This is a genomic window from Photorhabdus sp. HUG-39 (genome assembly GCF_963878365.1).
In the GTDB taxonomy this organism is placed as follows: domain Bacteria; phylum Pseudomonadota; class Gammaproteobacteria; order Enterobacterales; family Enterobacteriaceae; genus Photorhabdus; species Photorhabdus kayaii.
The window spans coordinates 49,555-76,008 of sequence record NZ_CAWNWY010000010.1 but is presented as its reverse complement, the minus strand read 5'-3'; the positions used below and the strand labels follow the sequence as shown (position 1 = coordinate 76,008).

Sequence of the window (26,454 nt, the reverse complement as noted above, 5' to 3'; positions counted from 1 at the left end):
ATGGATTCGCAACGTAATCTTCTTCTCATCGCTTTGCTGTTCGTTTCTTTCTTGGTCTGGCAAGCATGGGAAGCAGATAAAAATCCGCAGCCAACGACAGTACAGGCCACGCAACAAACGGATATGCCGAGCAGTGAGAATCAAGCTGTACCAGGCAGTGGAAAAGGTAAACTTATCACGGTTAAAACTGATGTGCTCTCTTTGACCATCAATACTCGTGGCGGTGATATCGAAGAGGCTGACCTGTTAGCCTATCCTGATACCCTGGGTTCAAGCCAGCCCTTCAAGTTGTTGGAAACAACATCTGCTTTCACTTATCAAGCGCAAAGCGGATTGACGGGGAAAGATGGCCCAGATAACCCGATGAATAGTGAGCGCCCGCTGTATACCGCAGCACAGGATAGCTATGCATTGGCTGACGGACAGGATGAATTGCGTATCCCGATGAATTTCGTCACTAAAAATGGCATTGTTTACGTCAAAACATTTGTCCTGAAACGTGGTGAATACGCGATTAGTGTGGATTACCATATTCATAACACGACAGAAAAACCGTTACAGATGACCTTTTTTGGTCAGTTGAAACAGAGTGTTGAACTACCAAAGCATCGTGATACAGGCAGCAGTAACTTTGCCCTGCATACTTACCGTGGTGCAGCCTATTCTTCAGATGATACCAAATACAAAAAATACAGCTTTAGCGATATTGAAGGTGAATCTTTGTCCGTGACCACCAAAGGTGGCTGGATTGCCATGTTGCAACAATATTTTGCTACCGCGTGGGTTCCTGTGGCTAATGAAACCAGCACTTTTTACACTGCCGCATTAGGTAAAGAGATGGCTGCGATTGGCTATAAGAGTGCACCAATCTCTGTTGCTGCTAACAGTGAAAAAAAGGTTTCTTCTACACTGTGGATTGGTCCGGAAATTCAAGATGAAATGGCCGCTGTAGCACCTCATCTGGATCTGTCCGTAGACTACGGTTGGTTGTGGTTTATCTCTCAGCCATTATTTAAGCTGTTGAAGTTCCTGCATGGTTTTATTGGTAACTGGGGCTTCTCCATCATTGTTATCACCTTTATTGTGCGTGGTATCATGTACCCGCTGACCAAAGCACAATACACTTCAATGGCGAAAATGCGTTTGTTACAGCCTAAATTGGCGGCTATGCGCGAGCGTATTGGTGATGATAAACAGCGTATGAGCCAGGAAATGATGGCATTGTATAAAGCAGAGAAAGTGAACCCACTGGGTGGCTGTTTGCCTCTGTTGATTCAAATGCCAATCTTCCTTGCTTTATATTACATGTTGATGGGTTCTGTTGAATTACGTCATGCGCCATTTGCTGGCTGGATTAATGATTTGTCTGCACAAGATCCTTATTACATCCTGCCGTTGCTGATGGGTGTAACCATGTTCATTATCCAGAAAATGTCTCCGACAACAATTACTGATCCGATGCAACAGAAGATTATGACCTATATGCCAGTCATATTTACCATATTCTTCCTGTGGTTCCCATCAGGTCTGGTTCTGTACTATATCATCAGTAACTTGGTGACAATTATTCAGCAGCAATTAATTTATCGTGGGCTGGAAAAACGCGGTTTGCATAGTCGCGAGAAAAAGCCAGCGAAATAAAACATATACCCTATGGATTTCAAGATGCATCGCGTCGGCAAGGGAGCGAATCCCCGGGAGCATAGATAACGATGTGACTGGGGTGAGTGAGCGCAGCCAACAAAGAGGCAACTCGAAAGATGACGGGTATAGCTTCAGCCAGAATATGCTGGCCGTTGTCACGGGAAAGGCGGTCATTGACCGCCTTAACTATTTGAGTTAAAAAGCAATTTGAGCGAAAAAGTCAATAGAGAGATAACCATGAATACCACGGATACGATTGTTGCTCAGGCTACCCCACCAGGACGAGGAGGGGTTGGCATTTTGCGTGTTTCCGGCCCGAAAGCTGCACAGGTAGCTGAGGTGGTATTAGATAAATTACCCAAACCTCGTTATGCAGATTATCTGCCATTTCGTGATGTAGATGGTCAGATACTTGATCAGGGGATTGCTATTTACTTTCCGGGACCCAATTCATTTACCGGAGAAGATGTACTGGAGCTTCAAGGGCATGGTGGGCCGGTTATTCTCGATTTGCTACTTAAACGTATTCTGACTCTGCCAGGTGTGCGAATCGCTAATCCTGGTGAGTTTTCTGAACGCGCTTTTCTTAATGACAAACTGGATTTAGCTCAGGCGGAAGCCATTGCTGACCTGATCGATGCCAGTTCGGAGCAGGCTGCCCGTTCAGCGATGAATTCCTTACAGGGCGCTTTTTCGACTCAAGTTCACCAGATGGTGGAAGCACTTACTCACTTACGAATCTATGTAGAAGCGGCTATTGATTTTCCAGATGAAGAGATTGATTTCCTTTCTGATGGGAAAATCGAGGCCAAATTGGCTGAAGTGATGGCTGAGCTTGGGCGTGTACGTGCTCAGGCTCGTCAGGGCAGCCTTTTACGTGAAGGGATGAAAGTTGTTATTGCCGGTCGCCCTAATGCAGGGAAGTCCAGTCTACTTAATGCATTAGCAGGCCGTGAAGCGGCGATTGTGACGGATATTGCAGGCACGACTCGTGATGTGCTGCGTGAACATATCCATATTGACGGTATGCCGTTGCATATTATTGATACCGCAGGTTTGCGTGAAGCCAGTGATGAAGTTGAGCGTATTGGTATTGAGCGTGCTTGGCAGGAAATTGAGCAGGCTGATCGTGTACTGTTTATGGTAGATAGCACGACAACGAACGCGGTTGAACCTGTGGAAATCTGGCCTGAATTTATGGCTCGTCTGCCTAAATCGCTCCCTATCACAGTCGTTCGTAATAAGACAGATATGACTGATGAAGAGACAAGTATTGCAGAAGTAAGTGGTTACTCGCTGGTTAGACTTTCTGCCCGTAGTGGTGAAGGCATCGATTTATTGCGTGATCATCTGAAAGAGACGATGGGTTTTAGCAGTAATACCGAAGGTGGTTTCTTGGCTCGTCGTCGCCATTTACAAGCATTAAATACCGCAGCGGAACATTTACAACAGGGCTATGAACAATTGGTGGTTGCCCGTTCGGGTGAATTGCTGGCAGAAGAGCTGCGTCTGGCGCAGCAGGCATTGAGTGAGATCACGGGTGAATTTACTTCCGATGATCTGCTAGGACGGATTTTTTCGAGTTTTTGTATTGGTAAGTGAAGTGGTCATTTTTAAAGTGTAACGCTTCAAAACCCATTTACTTCGCTTTGATCCGTTTTACCGGAATTCCATCGCGCATTGCAAAGTCGTTTTCCGATTGCTTTTAAAAAAATGGCGCTGTTTTAAAAGCGCCAAATACAGTGCGGTATACGCTGTTCCAACAGCCACAACATCTGTTACCGGAACAAGATTGTTTTTAAATGATCGTCTGTCAAATCAAACTCAGGATCTTTACCTGTTAACGCTTTCGTTAGTGGCATAATTTTGGTCCTCACACCCATTCCTCGGTAATCGACATAGCCATAATCACGTAATACTTCCATAACAATGATATTTCTGGGTGAACGCTGTCCTGCTTTCATTTTTTCTACCGTCATGGAGTTTGGTAAAGAGCCTGGGCTAATGACTTCAAGCCGGTCAGAATAACTAGATACCTCAATTTCAACAAAACGTGTCCAATCGCGGTGCGCCAGCGCATTGACCAATGCTTCTCTAACGGCCTCAAGTGGATAAAACCACCGTGTCTCTCGCCTTAACTCTTCATTCACCTGATCAGACTCTTGAGAAATAAAGGGACTCATAGCCTCCATGAATCTTTCAATAACGCCACCATCGACTAGCCGTTTATCACCATTTTCAAGATCCCAGCGCCCGACCATTGGGCCATCAATGATGTCATCCAATGCAGCTTGGTATTCCTTATCTTCACCATGAAATACCATGACCCGTAAACCCGCTTGTTTGAGATAGCGTCTCGGGCTTTTACCAAATAACACCAAGCCAGCTATTGTGCAGCAAACATTGCCTGCGGCTTCGGTTAAAAAACCCAGTCCAAGTAGCCTTGCTTGCCATTCATCAGGCGTTTTAGGTACATCGGGATCTCGTAAGATATCCTTTACATAATTGGTTAGGCGAGCGTCATCCAAACAACTCATATCTGTACGAGGCACAGGCATTACTTCGGTATGCAGTATTCCACCCAATTCAAACAATCGTATCTGCTGCTCTCTAGTTGCTAGCCTCGATGTTGTCCCAATACGAATATAGATTTCCTCTTTTCCGCTATGGCGAACGATGTAGGGCTTCGAAATGCCGATGGGAAAGCTAACGACAGCAACCAGTTTGCCATCATCCAATTTCACTTCTTCGTAAAACGGCAGCATCATCGGATGAATTTTGCCCTGAAAGACATTCATAACCCACTCTTCAAGATCATGCCTTTGCACGCCACTAATAGTGCCGTCATCTTCCACACCTAGCAGTACCCGTCCCCCTTGAAAGTTGGCCATGGCAACAACTTCTTTGGCTAACTGCTCAGGACGTATATCATCTCGCTTAAACTCCACACCTGAATTTTCGCCATTGGCAATAATTTCCAACAATTCTGTTTTTAACATCGTTCTCTCCCAAGGAAGTAAAGCATTTAGTTAAAGCCGTACTTTTCACGGCGTTGATTAAACGCACTCTTACCACCTTCCAATATATCTGCCGCTAGTTTTTGCACTTTTGGCATATCGATCGCACCCTGCTGTTCTGGTAGGATCAACCCTTTGTTATCTTCCACACTCAGCACACCAATCCATTCCGCATCACCAAATACCGGAATATTGGCGTTGTGGGTTGCGAACAAGAACTGTCGGCTCAGCTTGGCTCTGCGCAGCTCAGCAACTATACGCTCAGCGATAAAGGCGTTATCAAGGTTATCCTCCGGCTGATCAAGGATAAGCGGATCTTGGTTGTCCAATAGCAATAGGTGTAAAATCGCCGTACATTGTTGGCCGGTCGATAGTTCCCCAATTGGGCGGAAAACGGCCTCCCGTTCACCGTGAGTTATATTCAGCTCAATCGCTATTGTATCGGGAAGCAGCAACTCTTCTAGCTCAAGCAGTTTACGCTCAGGCAAACGGCTTAACGCTCGTACAACGGAATTAGATATACCGAAATTAGAGGTTAATTCAGCCTCACCTTGGCGAATAGTGGCAGCAAGATTAGCTGGTGTGAACTCACCCTCTAAAACCCACGCTAGTCTTGCCTGCCCAACACCTTCCAAATTGCAATCACTCAGGAAATTCACTAATTCTTGGCGGTTACCTTTAGAATTCAGGCTAAGGCGTACCTTTTGATCCAACTTGCGAGTGAGCCGTTTAACCGATTTCTGCATGGTGCTAGCACGTGTACTGGTCTGCTGATCTAACTCAAGCAATAGTTTCTTCCGCTGACTATAGAGCTCGTTGAGTTGGGTTTGTCGGTTTTGCAAGGCAGTTTCTTTTGGGCGAATCTGTTCAATTTGCTTTAGTAAGGTTTGATATTCAGCACCAATCTGCCGACCCGTTTTACCCTGACTTGTAGGTATGTCTTTAAACGCATTTTCAAGTTGTTCTTCTTCCGCTCGCAACCTTTCCGACAGTTGTTGCTGTAGAGGAAGTAAATCACTCAAGGCTTTACTGGAGAGCTCCTCAACCTGGATTAAACATTGAGTTAAAGAATTCTTTAACATTTCCAAAACTTGACGCTTTTGTTTTAAAAGATCTAAGTGTGGCAATCCTTCTAAGCTGGCATCGCTTAAAAATACCGTATCTGGCAAACTGTCTTTTAAGATGTTGATAGCTTCTTTCACTTGAGTAATTTCTTCATTAACTCTTCCACTCAGTTGTTTTTCCTTTTCCAGCTTTGGAATCACTTTCAACTTTTCATCAATACCCAGCGCTTGGAATTGTTTAGCCTGATCCAATAACTTGGGTAAGCGCTCAACTTCTGCCTCAACATCTGCTTTTTGGCTAAGCGCACGAATAATGGTTTCACGATTATCCTTAAGGCTCATTAGCACTTTGACTATGGCCTTCTCAAACTGTTCGTGCTCACTTTCCAAGAATCGTTTAATAAGTAGGTTTCGGCTTTGCTCATCCCGAGTCATTTCATAAATTTCATTCTGACCGTACAGCTCAACGCCAGGCAGTAAATCTTCGGGGTGATAAGGTGAAATTCTGCCGTTTTCATTCACCACTGGCTGGTTTCCATATTTGCGGCTCACCGTAAATATGCGGCCATGCATGGTTGCAGAGCGAACACTTACTTCAACCATACCTTTTTCGATACCTAAGTTATTTTTTACAATAGCGTCATGCTGAGCTTTCGATGCTTTACCAAAAGGTTCTAAACCAAAAGCATAGCGAATACACTCCAGCAGGGTTGATTTGCCCGTACCTCTACCACCAATCACCGCGTTTAAGTGATCTGATAATTCAATATCCATACCATCAAGATAGCCACCGACAAAACGAATACGTTCGATAGCTGACGCATAGTTTTCCGGTTTGTCTGAATTTAGCCGCACTCTGGAGCCAGCATCTAAAAAAGCTTGCTTGAAAGAAGTGAAACAGGGCTTGGTCATTTTAATTAAACAAGAAGCGCCATCAGCTTTAATAGCTTCAGGCTTCGCCACATCAGCGGCATTGATGGCAGCCATTTCCCGTTCGCGGCGATAGTTATCATCCTTATTCAGGAAAACTTTACGATAAAAGTCGCTCTCTACACCCTTTAAGTCCTCAATTGAACCTGGGATCTGAGCAGCCAACAGCCCATTATGTTGCCAAATATGATTCATCCGCCGCTTTAACACGCCATCATCATTGGTACAGTGGGCCGCGAAAATGAAACCACCCTGAGCGTTTACGTAATTAATAATATCCGTAGCAGATTTCTGCACTGGGGCTTCCGGCTGGTTTATATCCACACCCAATGCCCCCAAATGCATTTTTATCTGATCAGCTGACTCTGATTCATCAAACAAGCAAACGAAGTGAATTTTCTCACTAGAGGCAACTTCGAAGCCGGGAAACACCACGATTCCATATTGTGCAAAGAGATCTCTGATCTTTTCAAAACCATTCACCGACCCATGATCAGCTAGGCCAATGACTTTAATTTCCATCTCTAGCGCAGCATTTAACAATTGCTGGTTATAGTCATCTTCAGAAAGCGCCTGTTGCTGCCCCCGATATTTTATGTAGCCTGAAGAATTTACCTGCAATGCACACTTGAAAAAGCGTGCTTTAGCGTACTTATTGGTCTGAATAGTCATACTTATACTCCACTTATACAGGCATATTCATCGTTCAGGCTTTGGTAATTTACATCGACAAAATTGTCTTAAAGCAGATCCGTATTAAGTCCTGCGGTTTTCAAACGCTGCGTCAAATTGCGCATTTTACTAAACTCAGTGCCAAAACTTTGGGTAAGCCCAACACCTTCACAAAAGTCTTTAGCTGTAATGTTCTTCAGCTCATCGGCATACTTAATCATTTGTAGATGCAGCTCAGCCGTGTACTGATTGCGTGGCGCATTCGCTAAAACCTGCTTGATCCTTTCGTAAATATCTTGTTCGTTTATCATAACCTTTACCATCGAACATCTAGCTAATTTAGCTAAATTAGCTAATTTATATGCGTACTGCAAGAAAGACTGTAGTTGCGTTGGTAAACGTTCTAGACTATTTGCAAATAGAATGAATATCTGTGCATGTTGATCGCAAGTATTCATCTGATAACAGTTGGATAATGCGGTTGCCTCAGGAAGATTTTTGCCAAACGCAATTGCAGCCACCTATCATCTTATCGAACAGATTAAAACAGAGTGTCAATCCTCAACAGGGAAACTTGATCCAGTTCCCAACAATTCAGAAAAATTAAAGAAAAAATAGCTAAGTCCGATAAAATATGAAATAAAATTTCAATAAGCTATATACCCAATGGATTTCAAGATGGATCGCGACGGCAAGGGAGCGAATCCCCGGGAGCATAGATAACGATGTGACCGGGGTGAGTGAGTGCAGCCAACAAAGAGGCAACTTGAAAGATGACGGGTATATAATATAGATGGAGTTACAAGATGAAGTATGACCCACGGTTAAAAACATTTGTTGATAATGATTACAGATTAGAAGATCATCTTGATTTTAAGAAGCAAATAGAAGAGCAAAAATATAACCGTATGCTATTGGAATTGGAACATCAATTTAAACTAAACCAAGAAGTTATTGCTTTATTGACAAAAGATGAAGCTATAGATTATATGAAAACACTAGATCATAATTTCTATAATTCATGGAAAAATAATATTAAAACCTTTTATTCATATGTTGATCCAGCTTCATCATTTTCTGGTAATATCCATGATTCTTTTGGGGTGGCAAGAATAGTAAATGATTTAAGAAGTTTCTGTGTGGAAGCAACAGAGTATTTTGGTAAGGATGGAAGAAGATATATAAAGTTATCAGGTTACCCTAGTGTAAGAAACTATTTAAACGCTACAAGATATCTGGCTAATAATCCACGTATATACCCGTCATCTTTCAAGTTGCCTCTTTGTTGGCTGCACTCACTCACCCCGGTCACATAGTTATCTATGCTCCCGGGGATTCGTTCCCTTGCCGTCGCGATGCATCTTGAAATCCATTGGGTATAGTGTCTTTTGGGGTAGGTACGCTAGGTATTGAAGCTGGAATTGCCCAAGGCGCTAGATTCGGTATAGTATTCTCAGCCGCATATAGACTAGTTGAGTTAATATTTAAAGATGAATATGGATTGGTTGATTTATTCGTTAATTTAACAATTGATGGTGCAAAATTAGCTATCTCAATAGGTATTGCTACGGCTACTAATACTCTAATCGTTTCTCCAATTTTAGCTTTAGGGGGAAGTCTTATGCTTGTAGCTCTTGGCGTTTTTGCGATTGGGTTTTTAACTTCTCTTGCTTTATATTGGTTAGATGACCACTTTAAAATTAGTGAAACGATAATATAAAATATAAAAAATAAAAAAACAAATCCGACACCATATCATCCGGATCAGTTTTTTAATATGTGGGGTAGGTTTAGTCGTGGATAATATAAATGAAAATAAAGCCAAATTATATTCTGGAATTTTATTACTTCTTTTTATGGCAGTGTTATCTATATTTTTTTCATTGAATAATTATATCGATTTTTTTAAGCATGATAGTGTTATTACATTCTCATGGAAAAGCGCGGGAGCTATTTGGTTTAGTCCTGTGTTGATTTATATTTCTTTTATTTTATATAGAATATCATTGGGTAAGGTGAAACGTCTTAATAGTAAAATTGGGGATTATATTTCATGTGTATCGATAATTGGATTTATTCTTACTTTATTTGTATCTTTTTATGTTGATGATGAATTGAAATCTGAGGGATATTTAATCTGTAGTAAATCATCATGGATGGCACCAAATAAGTATGTTAAGGATATTTCACTTTGTCACTAATAATATGTTTTTATTTACCGGTTATAACAGGTAAAACTATATTTACCGGCTGTAGCGTGTAAAAATTGATTTACCTGTCATAGCGTGTAACAATGAGGTTAACTTTTCAAATTGGTTGATCTCAATATGAAAGTGACTAACTCGAAACAACTTAGCGTATATTTAAAAGATATCAGGCTTACTCAAAAACTTTCTCAGGGCAAAGTGGCAAGCAAAGTGGGTATTCGGCAGGACACGGTATCAAGCTTTGAGCTACACCCAGATTCTACCAAGCTGGAGACCTTCTTTAAGATTATGTCGGCGTTGAATTTAGAACTCGATATCCGGCCAAGAAACGTTACTAAGATAAATTCGTCAGTGGAAGATGATTGCACAACGTCGGACCCGGTGTGGAAAGAGGAGTGGTAATGGCAGCACTGGATGTCTACATGAACGGTTATCGGGTTGGAGTATTTATTCACCAAAGCCAATCAAGAGGATTGAATATAAGCCCTTATCCGAGGTGGAACTAGAGAAAGTGCTAACCTTCGGCGAAAAAGTGTGAGAGTCATGGTGGCCCTGGGATTCCCGAGATCATGTCCTGCCTCTTGGGTTCGGTTAAAGCCGAGACTGACCGTTATGAATTTATGAAGATCCAAGTATTGTTTTGGCTGTTGGCTGCCACAGACGGCCATGCAAAAAACTTTTCACTGTTTATTGAGGCTGAGGGCCATTATCGGCTAACGCCTTTTTATGACATTCTTTCCATGTACCCTGTATTCGGAGGCAGAGGGCTTCATCCCCGAGATGCCAAATTGGCGATGGGGCTAACTGGGACGAGAGGTAGGAAGTACAATATAGAGCAGATATTCCCAAGGCACTTTTTTCAAACAGCCAAGGCCGCTGGATTTGATAAGGATTCGATGGCAAGAATTCTTACTGAATATGCTGAGACGGTTGATACCGTTGTCATGAATGTCAGAGGCCAGTTGCCGATAGATTTCCCTGTTCATATCAGTAACTCGATATTGGGAGGGTTACAAGCCAGAGCAAAGCGTCTGAAAATTGGGTGGGATTAACATTCTCATCAACATTATCTACAGCAAGTGCCATATAAATATGGCACCTACTCACATTATGGGTATATATACCCTATGGATTTCGAGATGCATCGCGACGGCAAGGGAGCGAATCCCCGGGAGCATAGGTAACTATGTGACCGGGGTGAGTGAGTGCAGCCAACAAAGAGGCAGCTTGAAAGATAACGGGTATAACTTACTTTTTACCTGCAACGTCTAGTTGCTGATAAATATAGTGTTTATAACTTTCCACCAGCGCTTTATCCTGACAATCATCCAACGCTCCCCGGCAGAGATGACGCATTGTCATATTCGCGCGATAAAAAGGTGAAGCATCCAGTTTAGCTCTCTCCATAATCATGCTACCGAGGAATGAAATATCCGTCAGTTCATCAGTCTGAATAGATGCTCCCTGGTGCAAGTTATCCCGCATAGTAAATTGGGTGATATGACCCGGATTTGAAAATACGCCATTGTACTGATTTAGGCTGATATTGGGTTGATGATCACCAAAGTAGAGGAACATGGTTGGCTTTTCCCGTTTAGCAACAAACTCACTGAAATCTTTGATTGCCGGATCAGAAGCTTTGATTTTCTCCATGTAGTGACTGAACTTACCCACTGCCTGTGAATTTTTTACATGTCCGGCAAGCTCGTAATCATCAGCATGATCTTCATCATATGGGCCGTGTTCATACATAGTCAGTGAGAAAATAAAGAGCGGCTTATTCGTTTCCTGTGCCAAAATTTCTTTCACATAGCCCAACATCTCTTGGGTAGAGATAGTCCACAGATTTTTATCGAGACTGGCGGGATATCCCAATTCCTGTGGCTGAATAATGCGATCAACGCCGAGAGTCTGATAGGCATGACCGGAATGATAAGAAGATTTATTAAATGGCGTCAAAACAACCGTGTAATAGCCATTCTGTTTCATTTCACGGAACAAGCTGTATTTCAGGTGATCAACAATAAAATAAAAAACCGCATTTTTACGTGAGCCAAAATCATCTGTATTTAAGCCCGTCAGAGCAGAAAATTCAGATAACCAGGTACCACCACCGAAAGTTTGCACCCGCATTGGACTTTGTGCGCTGACACCCAAATCCCGCTGAAACATATAAAGATTAGGTAAGCGGGTATCATCAGGCAGTTGATAGATATGCGGAGTCACGGTGGATTCCTGTAATAACATCACCACGTCAGGTTTAATCGCTGACTGCGGTACAGGCAGAACAATATTCCTAGCCTGTTGTAGAAAATAATCGGATGATTGCCCAAACTGAGGCGCATGATATTTGGCATCTTTAGCCGACATCACCATATTGGTGACTGTACCACGTCCTTTTGGTAGTGAAGATTCCCACTGCGCTCTGAATGCATTGGCAGTAGCGCTCACTTCCCATGTACAGAACGCCGCCAGAACCAAGCCGACAGTACGCCATTTGAATCCACGGAGGGGAGATGATTTTTTCCAACTCAGCGTCATGTTAAAAATCAACCAGATAAACATAGCGACAACGCCTAAACCGGCCAGCCAATAGTGGCGTAATGTTTCCTGATTGGCAGGATCAAACATCAAGTTTAGATCGGAGAACATCAACTGTTCTTTGTAGTAATGCACTTTTATCTGATTGAGGAACTTAAAGATAATAAACAGTGTTCCGGTAAAGGCCGTAGAAAACAGTAACCGGGCTGACACAAAAAACACGAGGCCAAATATCACACCAAACACGCCGACAGCGATCAGTGCCGGGTAAATATCTTCACTTTTTTCAAAAACCAGTATTAAAGTTGCAATAAACAATAATCCCAGATAAACACCCGATATTATCTTCTTTTTCATATCGTATTGAATCCAATTAATAGATGGTCCACGGTTGGCAAAATAACACAGATCAGTTGAATCGATGAAACAAGACGGTGATTTTGCCGAAATCATCTATATTTTAAATAAAAAAATCATCAGAATAGCCCATTATCTCTGAGAATATGCGACTCAGCCCGACGACGAGTAAAACCACTGCGATCAAAAAATTCCAATATCTGAATAGCCAATTTACGACCGATACCGAGTTGATCACGAAAATCCGCAGCGGTAATTGCACCATAATCTTGATTAAATTGGCGAATTAGCTCCGCGAATTGTTGAATTCGTTGGCTACAATAATAACGATCAGGAACAATCGCGATAATATGCCCCAATTGAGCGGATTTTTTCAACAAATTGCGGACTGTTGCCTCTTCTTCTTTTAAATCAGCAGCCAGGTCGCGTACCCACCACGGATCATCTGTGAAATAGGGGGCTATTCGTTGCCATAATTTTGCCTGTTCATCACTAAAAGACAAACCGTGTTTAGGAAGATATAACCAACCTCGTAATTGCTTTAGCTGTCCATCACTGAGCAATGCATCTATCAAAGTGTAAACTAGCGCTTCATCCAGCGTTGGCAGCGCCATCCGTTTTAGACGTGCTCTGCCTAAACCCAGTTGATCGACATGTTGCTGGTGATATTCAGCCAAAACTTGTAGTAATTTCTGCTTTGCTAATCTGGCATTGTTCTGTGATAACACCATACCATTGGCAATAATCACATCCTTATCAATGAGTAGCTGGTGGAGAGTTGCTTCCGTTAACTGACGTGCCCAAGAAAAGTGGTTGAGAGAAAGTGCGCCTCGTGGCAAATGGAGCGCTAAATTAGCTGCATGATCTGATGTTTTGGCAAGCCGAGTGAGCCAATGCAAAAATTCTGGCTGGCGCTTACCACGACGGGGGGAATTTAGATTTATCACTCGCGCACCAGCAACTGTTTTTTTGGCACTGATATCTCGCAATATCAGCCGGTCATTCTCAACCAACCACAATGGGCTATCAAGCGTCAATTCAGCCAGCAGAGGCTTATCAGAAAGTTGATTTAGTAATGAAATTCGCCCCGTTATATGGCTGGTAGCATGATGAATATGAATTGGTTGCCAGTTTCGCAAAGGTTCATCAGTTTCTACTTCCACCAATACCTTTTCTACATGCTCAAAGGGTTTGTGGGAAAGTAGCCAATCACCACGGGAAACCTGTTCTTTACTCACATCACCAGTAATATTCAGTGCAATACGTTGCCCGGCTTGAGCCGTATCGGCCTGTTGATTCTGAGCATGCAAGCCACGTACTCTGACTTGCTGATCCCGGCCGGTTAGCCAGAGGGTATCTCCCACCCTGACCCGGCCGGCCAATGCTGTTCCCGTTACGACCAGACCCGCTCCTTTTACACTGAAAGCGCGATCTATCGCTAGACGAAAACGCTGATGTAATTTTTCATGCTGCTTATTTTGCTGATGCAACTGCAACAGATGCTGCCTCAAAGGGACAATACTTTCTTCATCCGCCGCAGCCGTTACAAACAGAGGGAACTCGCTCCAACCCTGCATTGCCAGTTGATGTTCAATTTGTTGGCGGACTTCAACTATTCGTTGCGATTCCACTCGATCTGCTTTAGTGAGCGCAACTGTCATCGCCGGGCGGCCAATCAAACGCAGAATAGCTAAATGTTCTCTCGTTTGAGCCATTACCCCATCGTCACAGGCAACCACTAATAAAACATGATCAATACCTCCGATCCCTGCCAACATATTAGCGAGGAATTTCTCATGTCCGGGCACATCGATAAAACCAACCGAAGAGTCATCCGGTTGCGGCCAATAGGCATAACCTAAATCGATGGTCATCCCACGCTTTTTCTCTTCCGGTAAATGGGCTGTATTAACGCCGGTAATCGCTTGAATAAGTGTGGTTTTACCATGATCAACATGGCCCGCGGTGGCAAAAATCATAATAGTTTCAGAAAATTATTGTATTTCAGAAAATTACAGCAATAGTGCCTGCAATAGTGCTTTTTCATCTTCAAGACAGCGTAAATCCAGCCATAAACGTCCGCCAGAGATACGACCAAGAACGGGTTTCGCTAATCCACGCCAGCACCGGGCCAACCGCTCTAACGAGCTCCCCTGACCATCAACGGCAGCGAAAGTCAAAGCCCAACTCGGCAGACGATCAACCGGCAGTGAACCACTGCCAATCTGTGAATAACAGGGTTCATCACGAACAATAAATTGGTCACCGTAATGTGCTTGAAGCTGAGGTAATAGCTGTTGTGCCATATCATGCATTTGTTGTTGTGAACGGGTTAACAGACGTAACGTTGGCAACTGTTGGCAAAGCTGTTCGGGGCGCTGATATAACCGCAATGTGGCTTCCAAAGCGGCCAGCGTCATCTTATCTGCCCGCAAAGCACGTTTCAGCGGATGACGCTGGATTGCTTCTATCCAGCGCTTTTTGCCGAGAATAATGCCAGCTTGTGGTCCCCCCAGTAATTTATCACCAGAGAAAGTGACCAAATCGATGCCCTGATTCAGATAATCTTGAGGCATAGGTTCGGCTGGCAAGCCATATTGCGCCATATTGATCATGGAACCGCTACCCAGATCAATTGCAGTAGGAATTTGCGAGGCTATTCCCAGAGCGGCCAATTCACGGCCAGACACTTCCGTGGTAAAACCTTCAATATTGTAGTTACTGGCATGCACTTTCATGAGGAGAGCGGTCTCTTCATTAATCGCCTGCCGATAATCTTGCAGGTGAGTGCGGTTTGTTGTGCCGACTTCAACTAATCGGCATCCTGCCTGAACCATCACATCAGGAATACGGAATGCGCCACCAATTTCCACTAGTTCGCCACGAGAAACCACAACTTGCTTACCGGATGCTACGGTTGCCAGCAATAACAACACCGCCGCTGCATTGTTATTAACAATACAGGCATCTTCCGCCCCGGTTAATTCGCACAGTAAATCCGCCAAAGCATGGTCACGGTGTCCACGTCCGGCGTCATTGAGGGAATATTCCAACGTTACAGGTGAACGCATCACTTGTGTTACCGCTTCAATCGCTGATTCTGCCATTAATGCTCGGCCAAGATTGGTATGAATCACCGTACCACTAAGATTAAACACCGGCTTTAAAGCCAAAACTTGTTTCTGTTCCAGTTGCTGACCAAGTGCCAAGGCCCAGTTATCACACCAATCAGGCAGTACCTGATACTGCTTGATATTGATTCTGGCCTGCTCCTGCATTCCTCTTAATGTGGCAGTGACCAACGTCTGTCCATATTGTTCCACGAATGGGGCTATCTGTGGCTCATGCAATAGACGATCAATGGCGGGGAGCTGGCTGTACAATGGGTATGGTTTATGTGTCATGGCAATTCCGTCAATTCATTGTTACTCATTTGGGAACAAAAACGGGTTGATGCTACTGCGGGCAAAACCTTCCTCTTCCATTTTGGCATCGAGGATCAGTGAAGCTAGATCATCAGCAACAGCTTCAACTTTCGGATCTTTCTCCTGATAGAGAATTTTCAAATAACTACCACAATCGCCGCAACTTTCCGCTTTCACAGCGGCATGTTCACTATCCAGTGACCAATAATTAAGATCGCGTGTTTGTTCGCAGTTACTGCATTTTACCCGTACCACATGCCATTCACTTTCACACAAACTACAATGCAGATAACGCAACCCGTTGGTTGTGCCGATATGAACGACACTAGAGACCGGCATACTATTGCAAACCGGGCAAAACTGACGATGTTCACCATATTCTGCCCTCGCTTTTCCTGGGATTTGATTTGCCATTTGTGCCCAATAGAGGGAAAGTGCCGCCCAGATAAAAAGTGCTTTTTCAGGGCTGATTTTACTGAATTCATTTTTCAGCAGAGCATCGGCCATCTGTTCCAGCTCCTGTTCTGGCGCTTTTTCTAGATTATCCAGAGCGGCATTAACATGTTCCGACGCATCTGGCAGTAATTCTGCTATCAGAGAGTGAAGTAATTTTTGCCAGTGTTCAGTACGTTGGAAGGTTTTGCAATCCAGAGGCGGTTTACCTTCAATGACAGATTTTTCTAAGATATCTGCTATCTCCATTTTCAATGGATTATCATGCAACGCTTTTTGCTGAGCTTGGGCAACTTGTGCTGAAAAGTTAAGATAATCAACGAATGGACTCTCTTTTGCCAATTGTTGCAGGCGTTCTGCTCGATGCTGATAAAGATTTCTCAGATTAGCAAAAAGCAATGGTGGGATATAATCTGCTGTTTTTTCATTGATGCGATCTTTGCTCAGCTGTTCTTGAGGAACGATGTGGATACTCATTAAGTTCTATCTTCCTGCTGTGGGGCTTTTAGATTGATAATAATCTTAAGCTTGTTTTTAGCGTTCAGCATAGATCAAAAGTGGTTTCTGGGCTACAGAGATAATACTTGAAATTATGTGGTCGGTAATAATCAATATATTCATGAAATGGTTATCAATCTTTTTATAATCATTCATTCTTTGTGTGAGTTTTCTGAAAGAAAAATATTATTAAGGCATATCTTTTAATTTAATCTTAAAAACCCCTAAAAAGAGTTAATTGTGATTTTTAACATTTCTTTCTATCATATTTTATATAGTCTGAGAGTTAATTACTTACGGCTAAAAACATATAATTAAAGTGAGTAAGCAATTGTCAAAAATGAATCAAATTTTCATTATCTCATAAGGAAAAGATAGCAAAGTTAATAATTACATTTGGGGATAAAAGTGTTTCAACTATATACCCTATGGATTTCAAGATGGATCGCGACGGCAAGGGAGTGAATCCCTGGGAGCATAGATAATTATGTGACCGGGGTGAGCGAGTGCAGCCAACAAAGAGGCAACTTGAAAGATGACGGATATATATGGTTAGTTATAGTGGTACTATCTATGTTCTATATAATAACCTCATTTAAAAATACAGAAAGGGTAATTCAATGCTAATCGATCTCATTACATCATATAGAAAAACCGCTGCAATCTATACTTTTGTTGATGCTGGTTTATCTATTCACTTTAAAAATGGAGACTATGTAGATATTAACAAACTTGCCAGTCAATATGGTATTGATTATTCAAGACTTAATCGGCTATGTGATTTCTTAATTGAAATAGGAGTATTGGTTAGCAGCAACCAAGGGGTTGCACTTTCTGAGGAATGCAGTGCACTTGCTGATCCTAATAGCGTAGAATTCTTAACAGTAAAATATGAAATCAATTCAGAACATTGGGATTCTTGGTTAATGTATCCAAAATCCTTACTGGAAAACAATGGTAAATCGGCATTTGAAATGGTGCATGGAAAATCATTCTTTGAGCATTTGGATAGTAATAAGGGATTAAAATCAGATTTTGATGCTTTAATGTCAAAATACACAAATAAAATAATTAAAGAATTGCTTGTTATTTATGATTTTAATAAACATAACAGAATATTAGATCTGGGGGGTGGAGACGGAGAGCTTTTGATCAGAATCAGTGAACAGGTCAAAGGAAAAGATTACGCTGTATTGGACAGATATAATGAAGTGCCTATTTCAGAAGGTATAAATTTCATAAGCGGAGATTTTTTTAAGCCAATTCCGACAGGTTATGATTTATATATTTTAAAAAATGTTCTCCATAACTGGCCTGATAATGATGCTATATCCATTTTGAAGAATTGCCGAGAAGCGATGGATAATAACACAACCCTCTTGATAATAACCTTAATGAAAAAACCACAATCCTTGGTAGTTAAATCTGTGGATATATTAATGGATATGCTATTTTCAGCGAAACAACGTTATTTGTCTGAATTCGAAGATATAGCTAGCCAAGCGGGACTTGTCATTCGATCTTATGAAGATTTAGATGAAATATTTTCATTTATAGAATTAGGGGTAAAATAAATTATTAGGGGTTTAGGATTATTTCCAAAGATGATTATATTTATAATCGATCATTGTGAAATATATATATATAATGTGGCATCAAGATATTTGATGCCACATTTTATTTTATGTTAATAATTAAATGTATATACCCTATGGATTTCAAGATGCATCGCGGCGGCAAAGGAGCGAATCCCTGGGAGCATAGATAACGATGTGACCGGGGTGAGTGAGTGCAGCCAACAAAGAGGCAGCTTGAAAGATGACGGGTATAAGTATTAAAATAGAAAGCAAACTTACTCTCTGACAATAAAAACGATTAATAACTATATTAAACAATTCTATTTTATATTGGAAGTTTCTGAGAAGAGTTAATTGTGATCTTTGTCATTTATTTTTGTCGAATTTAATATAGTCTGATAGTTAACAATTCTGTTTAAAAATGCATTATTAAAGTAAGTTAAACAATGGGCAAATAAGGAGAGTGGAATTTTTATTATCTCACGATGAAAAGGTAACAAAGATAATAATCACATATTAGTTATCGAAATATCCAATTATTCATTATGGTATTTAATGTATTTTAGATAAAACACTTACTCTATTTATACCCTATGGATTTCAAGATGGATCGCGACGGCAAGGGAGTGAATCCCCGGGAGCATAGGTAACTATGTGACCGAGTGCAGCCAACAAAGAGGCAGCTTGAAAGATGACGGGTATATAAGATAAAGACATAAAGGATAACTCAATGCTAGCCGAACTTATTACATCGTATAGAAAATCAGCCGCAATCTACGCTTTTGTTGATACCGGTTTATCTATTCACTTTAGAAATGGAGCTTATGTAGATATAGACGAACTTTCCCGTCAATGTGGTATTGATTATTCACGACTTGATCGATTATGTGATTTTTTAATTGAAATTGGGGTATTGGTTAACCACGGCCATAAAGTTAGCCTTTCTGAGGAATGTAGTGCACTTGCCGATCCTGAAAGTATGGAGTCATTAATTGTAAAATGGGAGTTGAGTCCAGATTGCTGGAGCGCTTGGTCAATGTATCCAAGATCTTTACTTGAAAATGATGGAAAACCGGCATTTGAAATAGAGCATGGAAAATCATTCTTTGAATATTTAGCTAGTAATAAATTACTCAAATCAAATTTTGATTCTTCAATGTCAAAAATCTCAGATAAAATCATTGAAAAGCTACTTGATATTTATGATTTTAGCCAGTACGACAGAATATTAGATGTTGGAGGAGGAGAAGGAAATCTTTTGGTTAAAATGGGCGAAAAGATAAAAGGAAAACATTACGCTGTATTAGATAGATATGATGAAATTCCTGTTTTGGAAAATATAGATTTTATAAATGGAGATTTTCTAAAGTCAATTCCATCAGGTTATGATTTATATCTTTTAAAGAATATTATTCACGATTGGCCTGATAAGAATGCAATACTCATTTTAGAAAATTGCCGTAAGGCAATGGATAATGGTTCAACTGTTTTATTGATAAGTTATACGAAGAAACCACAATCTAAAATGGTGATATATTTGGATATATTAATGGATGTACTATTTTCAGGAAAAGAGCGTTATTTGACGGAATTAGAGCATTTGGTTAACCAGGCAGGATTGGTTATTAAAGATGTTAAAGATATCGATGAATTATCTTCAATTATCCAGCTAGGGGTAAAATAATTTAAATATAATTGTATGGATATTGTTTCTCTGAAAAAATATATAATAAGTATGTCGTGCAAATATTTGATGACATACTTTTTTATATCAATAAAATATATGGATATTAAAGTGGAAAGAAAGTTCATTCGTGGAAATGAAAATAATTTAGATAGCATAAATAAATATATTAAGTTAAATTATTTTATTTGATTTTTAAAACCCCTTAAAAGAGTTAATTGTAATCTTCATCATTTCTTTTTATCATGTTTAATATAGCCCGATAATTAACAATTTTAACCCCAAAAATACATAACCAAAGTCAGTTAACCAATTGGATAATAAGGAGAATGATATCTTCATTTATATTACCAAGAAAAGATAGCAAAGTTAATGAACTCATTCTAGTTATCAGAATACCTAATAAATTATCATGGTATTTTCTGAATTTTAGATAAAAAATTCACTTTTTTATACTCTATGGATTTCAAGATGCATCGCGACGGTAAGGGAGTACAGCCAACAAAGAGGCAACTTGAAAGATGATGGGTATATAAGATAAAGATATAAAGGACAACTAATGCTAGCCGAACTTATTACATCATATAGAAAATCAATTGCCATCTATACTTTTGTGGATACAGGTTTGTCTGTTCACTTTAAAAATGGCACTTATATGGATATCAACGAACTTGCCAGCCAATATGGTATTGATTATTCTCGACTTAATCGATTATGTGATTTCTTAATTGAAATCGGGGTATTGGTTAGCAGCAATGATAGAGTTGCACTTTCTGAGGAATGTAGTGTGCTTGCCGATCCTGAGAGTATGGAATCATTAATTGCAAAGTGGGAATTTAACTCAGATCTCTGGAACGCTTGGTTAATGTACCCAAAATCCTTACTTGAAAATAATGGTAAATCGGCATTTGAAATAGCGAATGGAAAACCATTCTTTGAGCATTTGGATAGTAATAAATTGCTCAAATCAAAATTTGATTCCTTAATGTCAAAAGATTCAGATAAAATGATTGAAAAATTATTTTATATTTATGATTTTAGTCAACACGATAAAATATTAGATGTTGGCGGAGGCGAAGGGAATCTTCTGATAAGAATGAGTGAAAAGATAAAAGAAAAACATTACGCTGTATTGGACAGATATAATGTACTTCCTGATTACGAAAACATAGATTTTATAGATGGAGATTTTTTTAGATCAATTCCGGCAGGTTACGATTTATATATTCTAAAGAATGTTATTCATGATTGGCCTGATAATGATGCAATACTCATTTTAGAAAATTGCCGAAAGGCAATGGGTAATAATGCAACTATTTTATTAATAACTTTAATGAAAAAGCCACAGTCTAAAACAATTAAATATTTTGATATATTAATGGATGTATCATCTTTAGGGAAAGAGCGTGACTTAACGGAATTCGAATATTTGGCTAACCAAGCAGGGCTGGTCATTCAAGATGTTAAAGATATCGACGAATCATATTCAATTATCCAACTAGGTGTAAAATAAATTATATACCCTATGGATTTCAAGATGCATCGCGACGGCAAGGGAACGAATCCCCGGGAGCATAGATAACTATGTGACCGGGGTGAGTGAGTGCAGCCAACAAAGAGGCAACTTGAAAGATAACGGATATAAAGGATAACGCTATGCTAATCGATCTTATTACATCATGTAGAAAATCAACCGCAATTTATGCTTTTGTTGATATGGGTTTATCTGTTCACTTTAAAGATGGGGCCTGCGTAAATATCAGCGAACTTTCCTGTCAATATGGTCTTGATCATTCTCGCTTTAGCCGGTTATGTGAATATTTAATCAAAATAGGGGTATTGGTTAGCCGCAATGAGGGAGTTGCACTTTCTGAGGAATGCAGTGCACTTGCCGATCCTGAAAGTATGGAATCATTGATGATAAGGTGCGAAGTTAGCCCAGAATACTGGAACGCTTGGTCAATGTATTCAAAATCCTTATATGAGAATAATAACAAAACGGCATTTGAAATAGCGCATGGAAAACCATTCTTTGAATATTTGGATAATCATGAATTGTTCAGATCAAATTTTGATTCTTTTATGTCAAAAAACTCGGACAAAATAATAGAGAAAATACTTGATGTTTATGATTTTAGTCAACATAGCAGAATATTAGATGTTGGAGGAGGAGAAGGAAAGCTTTTAGTAAGAATAAATGAAAAAATAAAAGGAAAACATTACGCTGTATTGGACAGATATAATGAAATTCCTGTTTTAGAAGATATTGAATTTATAAACGGAGATTTTTTTAAATCAGTTCCATCTGGTTATGATTTATATATTTTAAAGAATATTATCCATAATTGGTCTGATAATAACGCAATACTGATTTTAGAGAATTGCCGAAAAGCTGTGGATGATAATGCAACTGTTTTGTTAATAGGTATGGTGAGAAAATTAAAATTAGAAATAATTGACTCTACGGATATATTAATGGATGTACTATTATTAGGAAAAGAGCGTTATTTGAATGAATTAGAGGATTTGGCTCACCAAGCAGGGTTTGTCGTTAAAGATATCAAAGATATAAATGAAAAATATTCAATTATAGAGCTAGGTGTAAAATAAATTACAGATATACCCAATGGATTTCAAGATGTATCGCGACGGCAAGGGAGTGAATCCCCGGGAGCATAGGTAACTATGTGACCGGGGTGAGCGAGTGCAGCCAACAAAGAGGCAACTTGAAAGATGACGGGTATAATTATGGAACTCCACAAGAAATAGTTATATGGATATTGTGTCTCTGAAAGCAGGTATAACAAGTATGGCATCAAAATATCTGATGCCATATTTTTATCTTATCTTATTGAATTAAACTTAGTGCCTATCCCAATAGCCCTATTGGGATAGGCAGTTAATTAACAATGGGTAGGATATGACTACCTTTCATTGATGATCTTTGAAGAGGAACTCATTGACGTTTTTCTCCTGTTGCTGAAATAATACGTTTAAAAAATACCTTATAATTTTTCAGGTTTTATAATTATTTATTTCTTCTATAAATGAATGTAAATAGTAATATATATACTGCGTGATTTTTTTATATTTAATTATCAAGAATTCTGAGAAGAGCTAATTGTGATCTTTGTCATTTCTTTTTATCCAATTTAATATAATCTGGTAGCTTGCTTTTAACAATACGAAAGCAAAGTGAATTGTATCTTTACATGAAAAGGTAACAAAGTTAATAATTACATTTTGTTTTAAATAGGTTGTTGCGATATCCAATTTATCATCATGCTATTTCTTGGATTTTGGATAAAATACTTAATTTTTTCATAATATATACCCTATGGATTTCAAGATGCATCGCGACGGCAAAGGAACGAATCCCCGGGAGCATAGATAACTATGTGACCGGGGTGAGTGAGTGCAGCCAACAAAGAGGCAATTTGAAAGATGACGGGTATACAGATATAAAGGATGGCTTAATGCTAACTGAACTGATTGCATCAAATAGAAGATCAGCTGCAATTCATGCTTTTGTTGATACCGGATTATCTACTCACTTTAAAGATGGAGTTTATGTCGATATAAGCGAGCTTTCCCGTAAATCTGGTGTTAATTATGCTCGGTTTAGTCGATTATGTGATTTCTTAGTTGAAATGGGAGTATTGGTTAGTAACGATAATAAATTCAGGCTTTCTGATGAGTGTCATGTTTTTGCCGATCCTGAAAGTTTTGAGTCATTCATGATAAAGCTTGAAATTTGCTCATATTACAGTAACGCTTGGTTAATGTATGGAAAATCCCTATTTGAAGATGATGGCAAATCGGCATTTGAAATGGCACATGGCAAGCCATTCTTTGAATATCTGGATGGTAACAAATTTCTCAAATCAAATTTTGATGCTTTAATGACAAGAGTCTCAAATTTAATCGTTGGGAAGTTACTTGGTATTTATGATTTTAATCAGCACAATAGAATATTAGATGTTGGAGGGGGAGAAGGGGAACTTTTAGCAAGAATCAGTGAAAAGGTAAAAGGAAAATATTACGCTGTGTTGGATAGATATAATGAACTTCCCGTTTCTGACAATATAGATTTTATCAATGGAGATTTTCTAAAGTCAGTTCCATCGGGTTATGATTTGTATATTTTAAAAAATATTCTCCATAATTGGTCCGATAGTGACTCAATACTCATTTTGGAGAATTTCCGCAAAGCAATGGATAAAAATTCATCTCTGTTATTGATAAATATGGTGAAAGAGCCAGAATTTTCTAGATCTTTCGATATATTAATGGATGTGTTATTTTCAGGGAAAGAACGTAGTTTTACTGAATTCGAATATCTGGCTAACCAAGCTGGATTTGTCGTTCAAGAGACTAAAGTTATAGATCAATCATATTCACCATATTCATTTATCAAACTACGGATAAAATAAATTGTAGGAACTACAGATTATTCCCAAAGATGATTATATGATATTGTGTTTTTGAGTCGTGAATATATAAAATAAAGCATCAAAATTTTTTGATGCTTTTTTATATTAAAGAAATATATAGATTAAAATAGAAAGTGAATTTAATTTAAAGATTTATGATAAAAGAATAAATTAAATAAAAATATTAAACCTATACCCTATGGATTTCAAGATGCATCGCGACGGCAAGGGAGTGAATCCCCAGGAACATAGATAACTATGTTCCTGGGGTGAGCGAGTGCAGCCAACAAAGAGGCAACTTGAAAGATGACGGGTATAATACTTAATCAACAATAAGCAGGATATGATTATCCTGCTTTGATGATTATATTCGAAACGCATTAACGTTTCTCTTCTTGTTGTTCTTGTTTCATTACTTCACGATACCAACGTGGGTGATGTTTCTTCGCCCATCCACGGGTTACCCAACCTTCAACCATTGCTCGAAGAGTTCCTTTCACCCAGAATGCCGCATAAGCGTGAATCATAATCGTCAAGATTAAACCAATAGCTGACATTGAATGAATGAGAAGCGCAATTCGAATTATCGGAATAGAGAAGAGATCAGCAAAATAGGGGCGCCAAATAATAACACCACTGACAGCGAGTAATATCAGGAAAATACTGATAGACCAATAAACCCCTTTTTGACCTAAGTTATATTGACCAATATCACCTGCTTCCTCATTTTTTACAATCTTATGGATGTTTTTTAGCCATATAATGTCATCTTTGTCGATAAAGTTATGTTTAAAATATCTGAAAAACATAAAGATAAATAAAATAAACATCGCTGAACCGACAAATGGATGCAAAATCCGTGACAATTGCGGCGTACCGAAGATATTCATCAGCCAGTTAAAAGAGGGGAAAAAGAATCCTAATCCACTAATGGCGGTAAATAGAAAACAGAGCACCACCGCCCAGTGGTTTACTCGCTCAACCGGTGAGTGACGGATAATAATATCTTTCCTGCCTTTCATCGCGGCTCCTCCCCATTGGCTGACTTCTGTGAAGGCTCGGTATCACGACGCGCATTTTCCTCGTCTTCTTCCGTTACCCGGTTTGGTCCAATTCCCACATAATGGAAGAGGCTGGCAGCGAATGTGGCAGCAAATCCCACCGTGGCCAGCGGTTTCCAGATACCTTTCCAGAAGGTGATGGTCGGGCTGATCGCGGGATTGTCCGGTAGGCCATGATATAGCTGTGGCTTGTTAGCATGGTGAAGTACATACATCACATGGGTACCCCCAACACCATCAGGATCGTACAGACCCGCATTCTCATAACCACGGCCTTTCAACTCACTCACCCGTTCAGCCGCCAAATCCTTCATGGCTTTTTTACTGCCAAAATGGATTGCGCCAGTCGGACAGGTTTTCACACAGGCAGGCTCTTGGCCGACATTCACGCGGTCAACACACAGAGTGCACTTATATACCCGGTTATCTTCTTTGTTGATCCGTGGCACATTGAACGGACAACCCGCGATACAGTAGCCACAGCCGATACAGTGTTCAGACTGGAAATCAACAATCCCATTTGCATACTGGATAATCGCCCCTTCGGCTGGACAAGCTTTCAAGCAACCCGGATCAGCACAGTGCATACAACCATCTTTACGAATCAGCCATTCCAGTTTGCCGTTCTCTTCAACTTCTGAGAAGCGCATCACGGTCCATGATTTAGCGGTTAAATCCGCCGGGTTATCATAAACACCAACGTTATAACCGATCTCGTCACGAATATCGTTCCACTCAGAACAGGCCACCTGACAAGCTTTACAACCGATACATGTTGTTACATCAATCAGTTTTGCAACGCCCTCTTGGTCATCCCGCACCCGTGGTGCAGGAGTAAAAGAATTTGTGGCAGAGCGACGAATGATGTCTTGAGTTTGCAATGACATGATT

Annotated in this window: 22 protein-coding genes and 1 pseudogene; 14 read left to right on the top strand and 9 right to left on the bottom strand. The window is 40.1% G+C overall.

From position 1 onward, the window contains the following. From yidC to mnmE, 3 genes are read left to right on the top strand one after another with little or no spacing between them, the layout of a single operon-like run. The gene (yidC, locus tag AAC155_RS08890; RefSeq protein ID WP_113041847.1) at positions 1-1,641 is read left to right on the top strand and encodes a membrane protein insertase YidC; all 1,641 of its coding nucleotides are present in this window, start codon (positions 1-3) and stop codon (positions 1,639-1,641) included. Continuing rightward, a complete protein-coding gene (locus tag AAC155_RS08885) occupies positions 1,589-1,843 on the top strand; it encodes a hypothetical protein (protein WP_146748075.1) in 255 nt (84 codons plus the stop codon). The genes yidC and AAC155_RS08885 overlap by 53 nt, the downstream gene beginning before the upstream one ends. A 38-nt stretch (positions 1,844-1,881) precedes the next feature. Beyond that, the gene (gene mnmE, locus AAC155_RS08880) at positions 1,882-3,246 is read left to right on the top strand and encodes a tRNA uridine-5-carboxymethylaminomethyl(34) synthesis GTPase MnmE (protein ID WP_113041846.1); all 1,365 of its coding nucleotides are present in this window, start codon (positions 1,882-1,884) and stop codon (positions 3,244-3,246) included. A 176-nt stretch (positions 3,247-3,422) separates the two neighbouring features. Here the strand turns inward: mnmE and AAC155_RS08875 are convergent, their stop codons facing one another. The 3 genes from AAC155_RS08875 to AAC155_RS08865 all read right to left on the bottom strand — a co-directional run bounded on the left by AAC155_RS08875 (position 3,423) and on the right by AAC155_RS08865 (position 7,635). Further along, entirely contained in the window at positions 3,423-4,643 is a 1,221-nt protein-coding gene (locus tag AAC155_RS08875) for an RNA-binding domain-containing protein (protein WP_113041845.1), read from the bottom strand. A gap of 26 nt (positions 4,644-4,669) precedes the next feature. Next, the gene (locus AAC155_RS08870) at positions 4,670-7,327 is read right to left on the bottom strand and encodes a TrlF family AAA-like ATPase (RefSeq protein WP_191214807.1); all 2,658 of its coding nucleotides are present in this window, start codon (positions 7,325-7,327) and stop codon (positions 4,670-4,672) included. Between the two features lie 68 nt (positions 7,328-7,395). Further along, positions 7,396-7,635, bottom strand: a complete 240-nt coding sequence (locus AAC155_RS08865; protein ID WP_041381254.1) for an HTH-like domain-containing protein — start codon at positions 7,633-7,635, stop codon at positions 7,396-7,398. A gap of 1,064 nt (positions 7,636-8,699) precedes the next feature. On the opposite strand from AAC155_RS08865, the gene AAC155_RS08860 reads away from it, so the two are divergent. From AAC155_RS08860 to AAC155_RS08840, 5 genes and pseudogenes are all read left to right on the top strand, one after another. Further along, positions 8,700-9,047, top strand: coding sequence for a hypothetical protein (locus AAC155_RS08860; protein WP_240002826.1), 348 nt, complete (start codon positions 8,700-8,702; stop codon positions 9,045-9,047). A 76-nt stretch (positions 9,048-9,123) separates the two neighbouring features. Next, positions 9,124-9,528: a DUF1240 domain-containing protein gene (locus AAC155_RS08855; RefSeq protein WP_240002824.1), complete on the top strand. Its 405-nt coding sequence runs from the start codon at positions 9,124-9,126 to the stop codon at positions 9,526-9,528. 126 nt (positions 9,529-9,654) lie between these two features. Further along, positions 9,655-9,936, top strand: coding sequence for a helix-turn-helix domain-containing protein (locus AAC155_RS08850; protein ID WP_065388823.1), 282 nt, complete (start codon positions 9,655-9,657; stop codon positions 9,934-9,936). Positions 9,937-10,085: 149 nt separating this feature from the next. After that, positions 10,086-10,586, top strand: a pseudogene (locus AAC155_RS08845) (HipA domain-containing protein); the annotation flags it as partial. Positions 10,587-10,626: 40 nt separating this feature from the next. Next, a complete protein-coding gene (locus AAC155_RS08840) occupies positions 10,627-10,806 on the top strand; it encodes a hypothetical protein (RefSeq protein WP_125026265.1) in 180 nt (59 codons plus the stop codon). Here AAC155_RS08840 and AAC155_RS08835 read toward each other — a convergent pair. The 4 genes from AAC155_RS08835 to fdhE all read right to left on the bottom strand — a co-directional run bounded on the left by AAC155_RS08835 (position 10,783) and on the right by fdhE (position 16,787). Further along, positions 10,783-12,432: an LTA synthase family protein gene (locus tag AAC155_RS08835; protein WP_113041882.1), complete on the bottom strand. Its 1,650-nt coding sequence runs from the start codon at positions 12,430-12,432 to the stop codon at positions 10,783-10,785. The two genes, AAC155_RS08840 and AAC155_RS08835, sit on opposite strands and share 24 nt — an antisense overlap. 119 nt (positions 12,433-12,551) lie before the next feature. Beyond that, positions 12,552-14,411, bottom strand: a complete 1,860-nt coding sequence (gene selB / locus AAC155_RS08830; RefSeq protein ID WP_113041843.1) for a selenocysteine-specific translation elongation factor — start codon at positions 14,409-14,411, stop codon at positions 12,552-12,554. Positions 14,412-14,444: 33 nt separating this feature from the next. Further along, positions 14,445-15,836 carry an L-seryl-tRNA(Sec) selenium transferase gene (gene selA, locus AAC155_RS08825; protein WP_113041842.1) on the bottom strand — a complete coding sequence of 464 codons (1,392 nt, stop codon included), beginning with the start codon at positions 15,834-15,836 and terminating at the stop codon, positions 14,445-14,447. Positions 15,837-15,857: 21 nt separating this feature from the next. Further along, on the bottom strand, positions 15,858-16,787 hold the full coding sequence (gene fdhE / locus AAC155_RS08820; protein WP_113041841.1) for a formate dehydrogenase accessory protein FdhE: 930 nt from the start codon (positions 16,785-16,787) through the stop codon (positions 15,858-15,860). Between the two features lie 510 nt (positions 16,788-17,297). On the opposite strand from fdhE, the gene AAC155_RS08815 reads away from it, so the two are divergent. From AAC155_RS08815 to AAC155_RS08790, 6 genes are all read left to right on the top strand, one after another. After that, complete coding sequence (locus tag AAC155_RS08815) at positions 17,298-17,435, top strand: hypothetical protein (protein WP_158536526.1); 138 nt, start codon at positions 17,298-17,300, stop codon at positions 17,433-17,435. Then, the gene (locus tag AAC155_RS08810; RefSeq protein WP_113041840.1) at positions 17,429-18,382 is read left to right on the top strand and encodes a methyltransferase; all 954 of its coding nucleotides are present in this window, start codon (positions 17,429-17,431) and stop codon (positions 18,380-18,382) included. Before AAC155_RS08815 ends, AAC155_RS08810 begins: the two co-directional genes overlap by 7 nt. Before the next feature lie 733 nt (positions 18,383-19,115). Further along, complete coding sequence (locus AAC155_RS08805) at positions 19,116-20,069, top strand: methyltransferase (protein WP_113041839.1); 954 nt, start codon at positions 19,116-19,118, stop codon at positions 20,067-20,069. A 559-nt stretch (positions 20,070-20,628) separates the two neighbouring features. Further along, the gene (locus tag AAC155_RS08800) at positions 20,629-21,582 is read left to right on the top strand and encodes a methyltransferase (RefSeq protein ID WP_113041838.1); all 954 of its coding nucleotides are present in this window, start codon (positions 20,629-20,631) and stop codon (positions 21,580-21,582) included. Positions 21,583-21,725: 143 nt separating this feature from the next. Continuing rightward, on the top strand, positions 21,726-22,679 hold the full coding sequence (locus tag AAC155_RS08795) for a methyltransferase (protein ID WP_113041837.1): 954 nt from the start codon (positions 21,726-21,728) through the stop codon (positions 22,677-22,679). Positions 22,680-23,467: 788 nt separating this feature from the next. Continuing rightward, positions 23,468-24,502 carry a methyltransferase gene (locus AAC155_RS08790; RefSeq protein ID WP_315901991.1) on the top strand — a complete coding sequence of 345 codons (1,035 nt, stop codon included), beginning with the start codon at positions 23,468-23,470 and terminating at the stop codon, positions 24,500-24,502. A 380-nt stretch (positions 24,503-24,882) separates the two neighbouring features. On the opposite strand, the gene fdoI is transcribed toward AAC155_RS08790, so the two are convergent. Next, positions 24,883-25,524, bottom strand: a complete 642-nt coding sequence (gene fdoI / locus AAC155_RS08785; protein WP_113041834.1) for a formate dehydrogenase cytochrome b556 subunit — start codon at positions 25,522-25,524, stop codon at positions 24,883-24,885. Beyond that, on the bottom strand, positions 25,521-26,450 hold the full coding sequence (gene fdxH, locus AAC155_RS08780) for a formate dehydrogenase subunit beta (protein WP_113041833.1): 930 nt from the start codon (positions 26,448-26,450) through the stop codon (positions 25,521-25,523). The genes fdoI and fdxH overlap by 4 nt, the downstream gene beginning before the upstream one ends. Positions 26,451-26,454 lie beyond the last annotated feature (4 nt).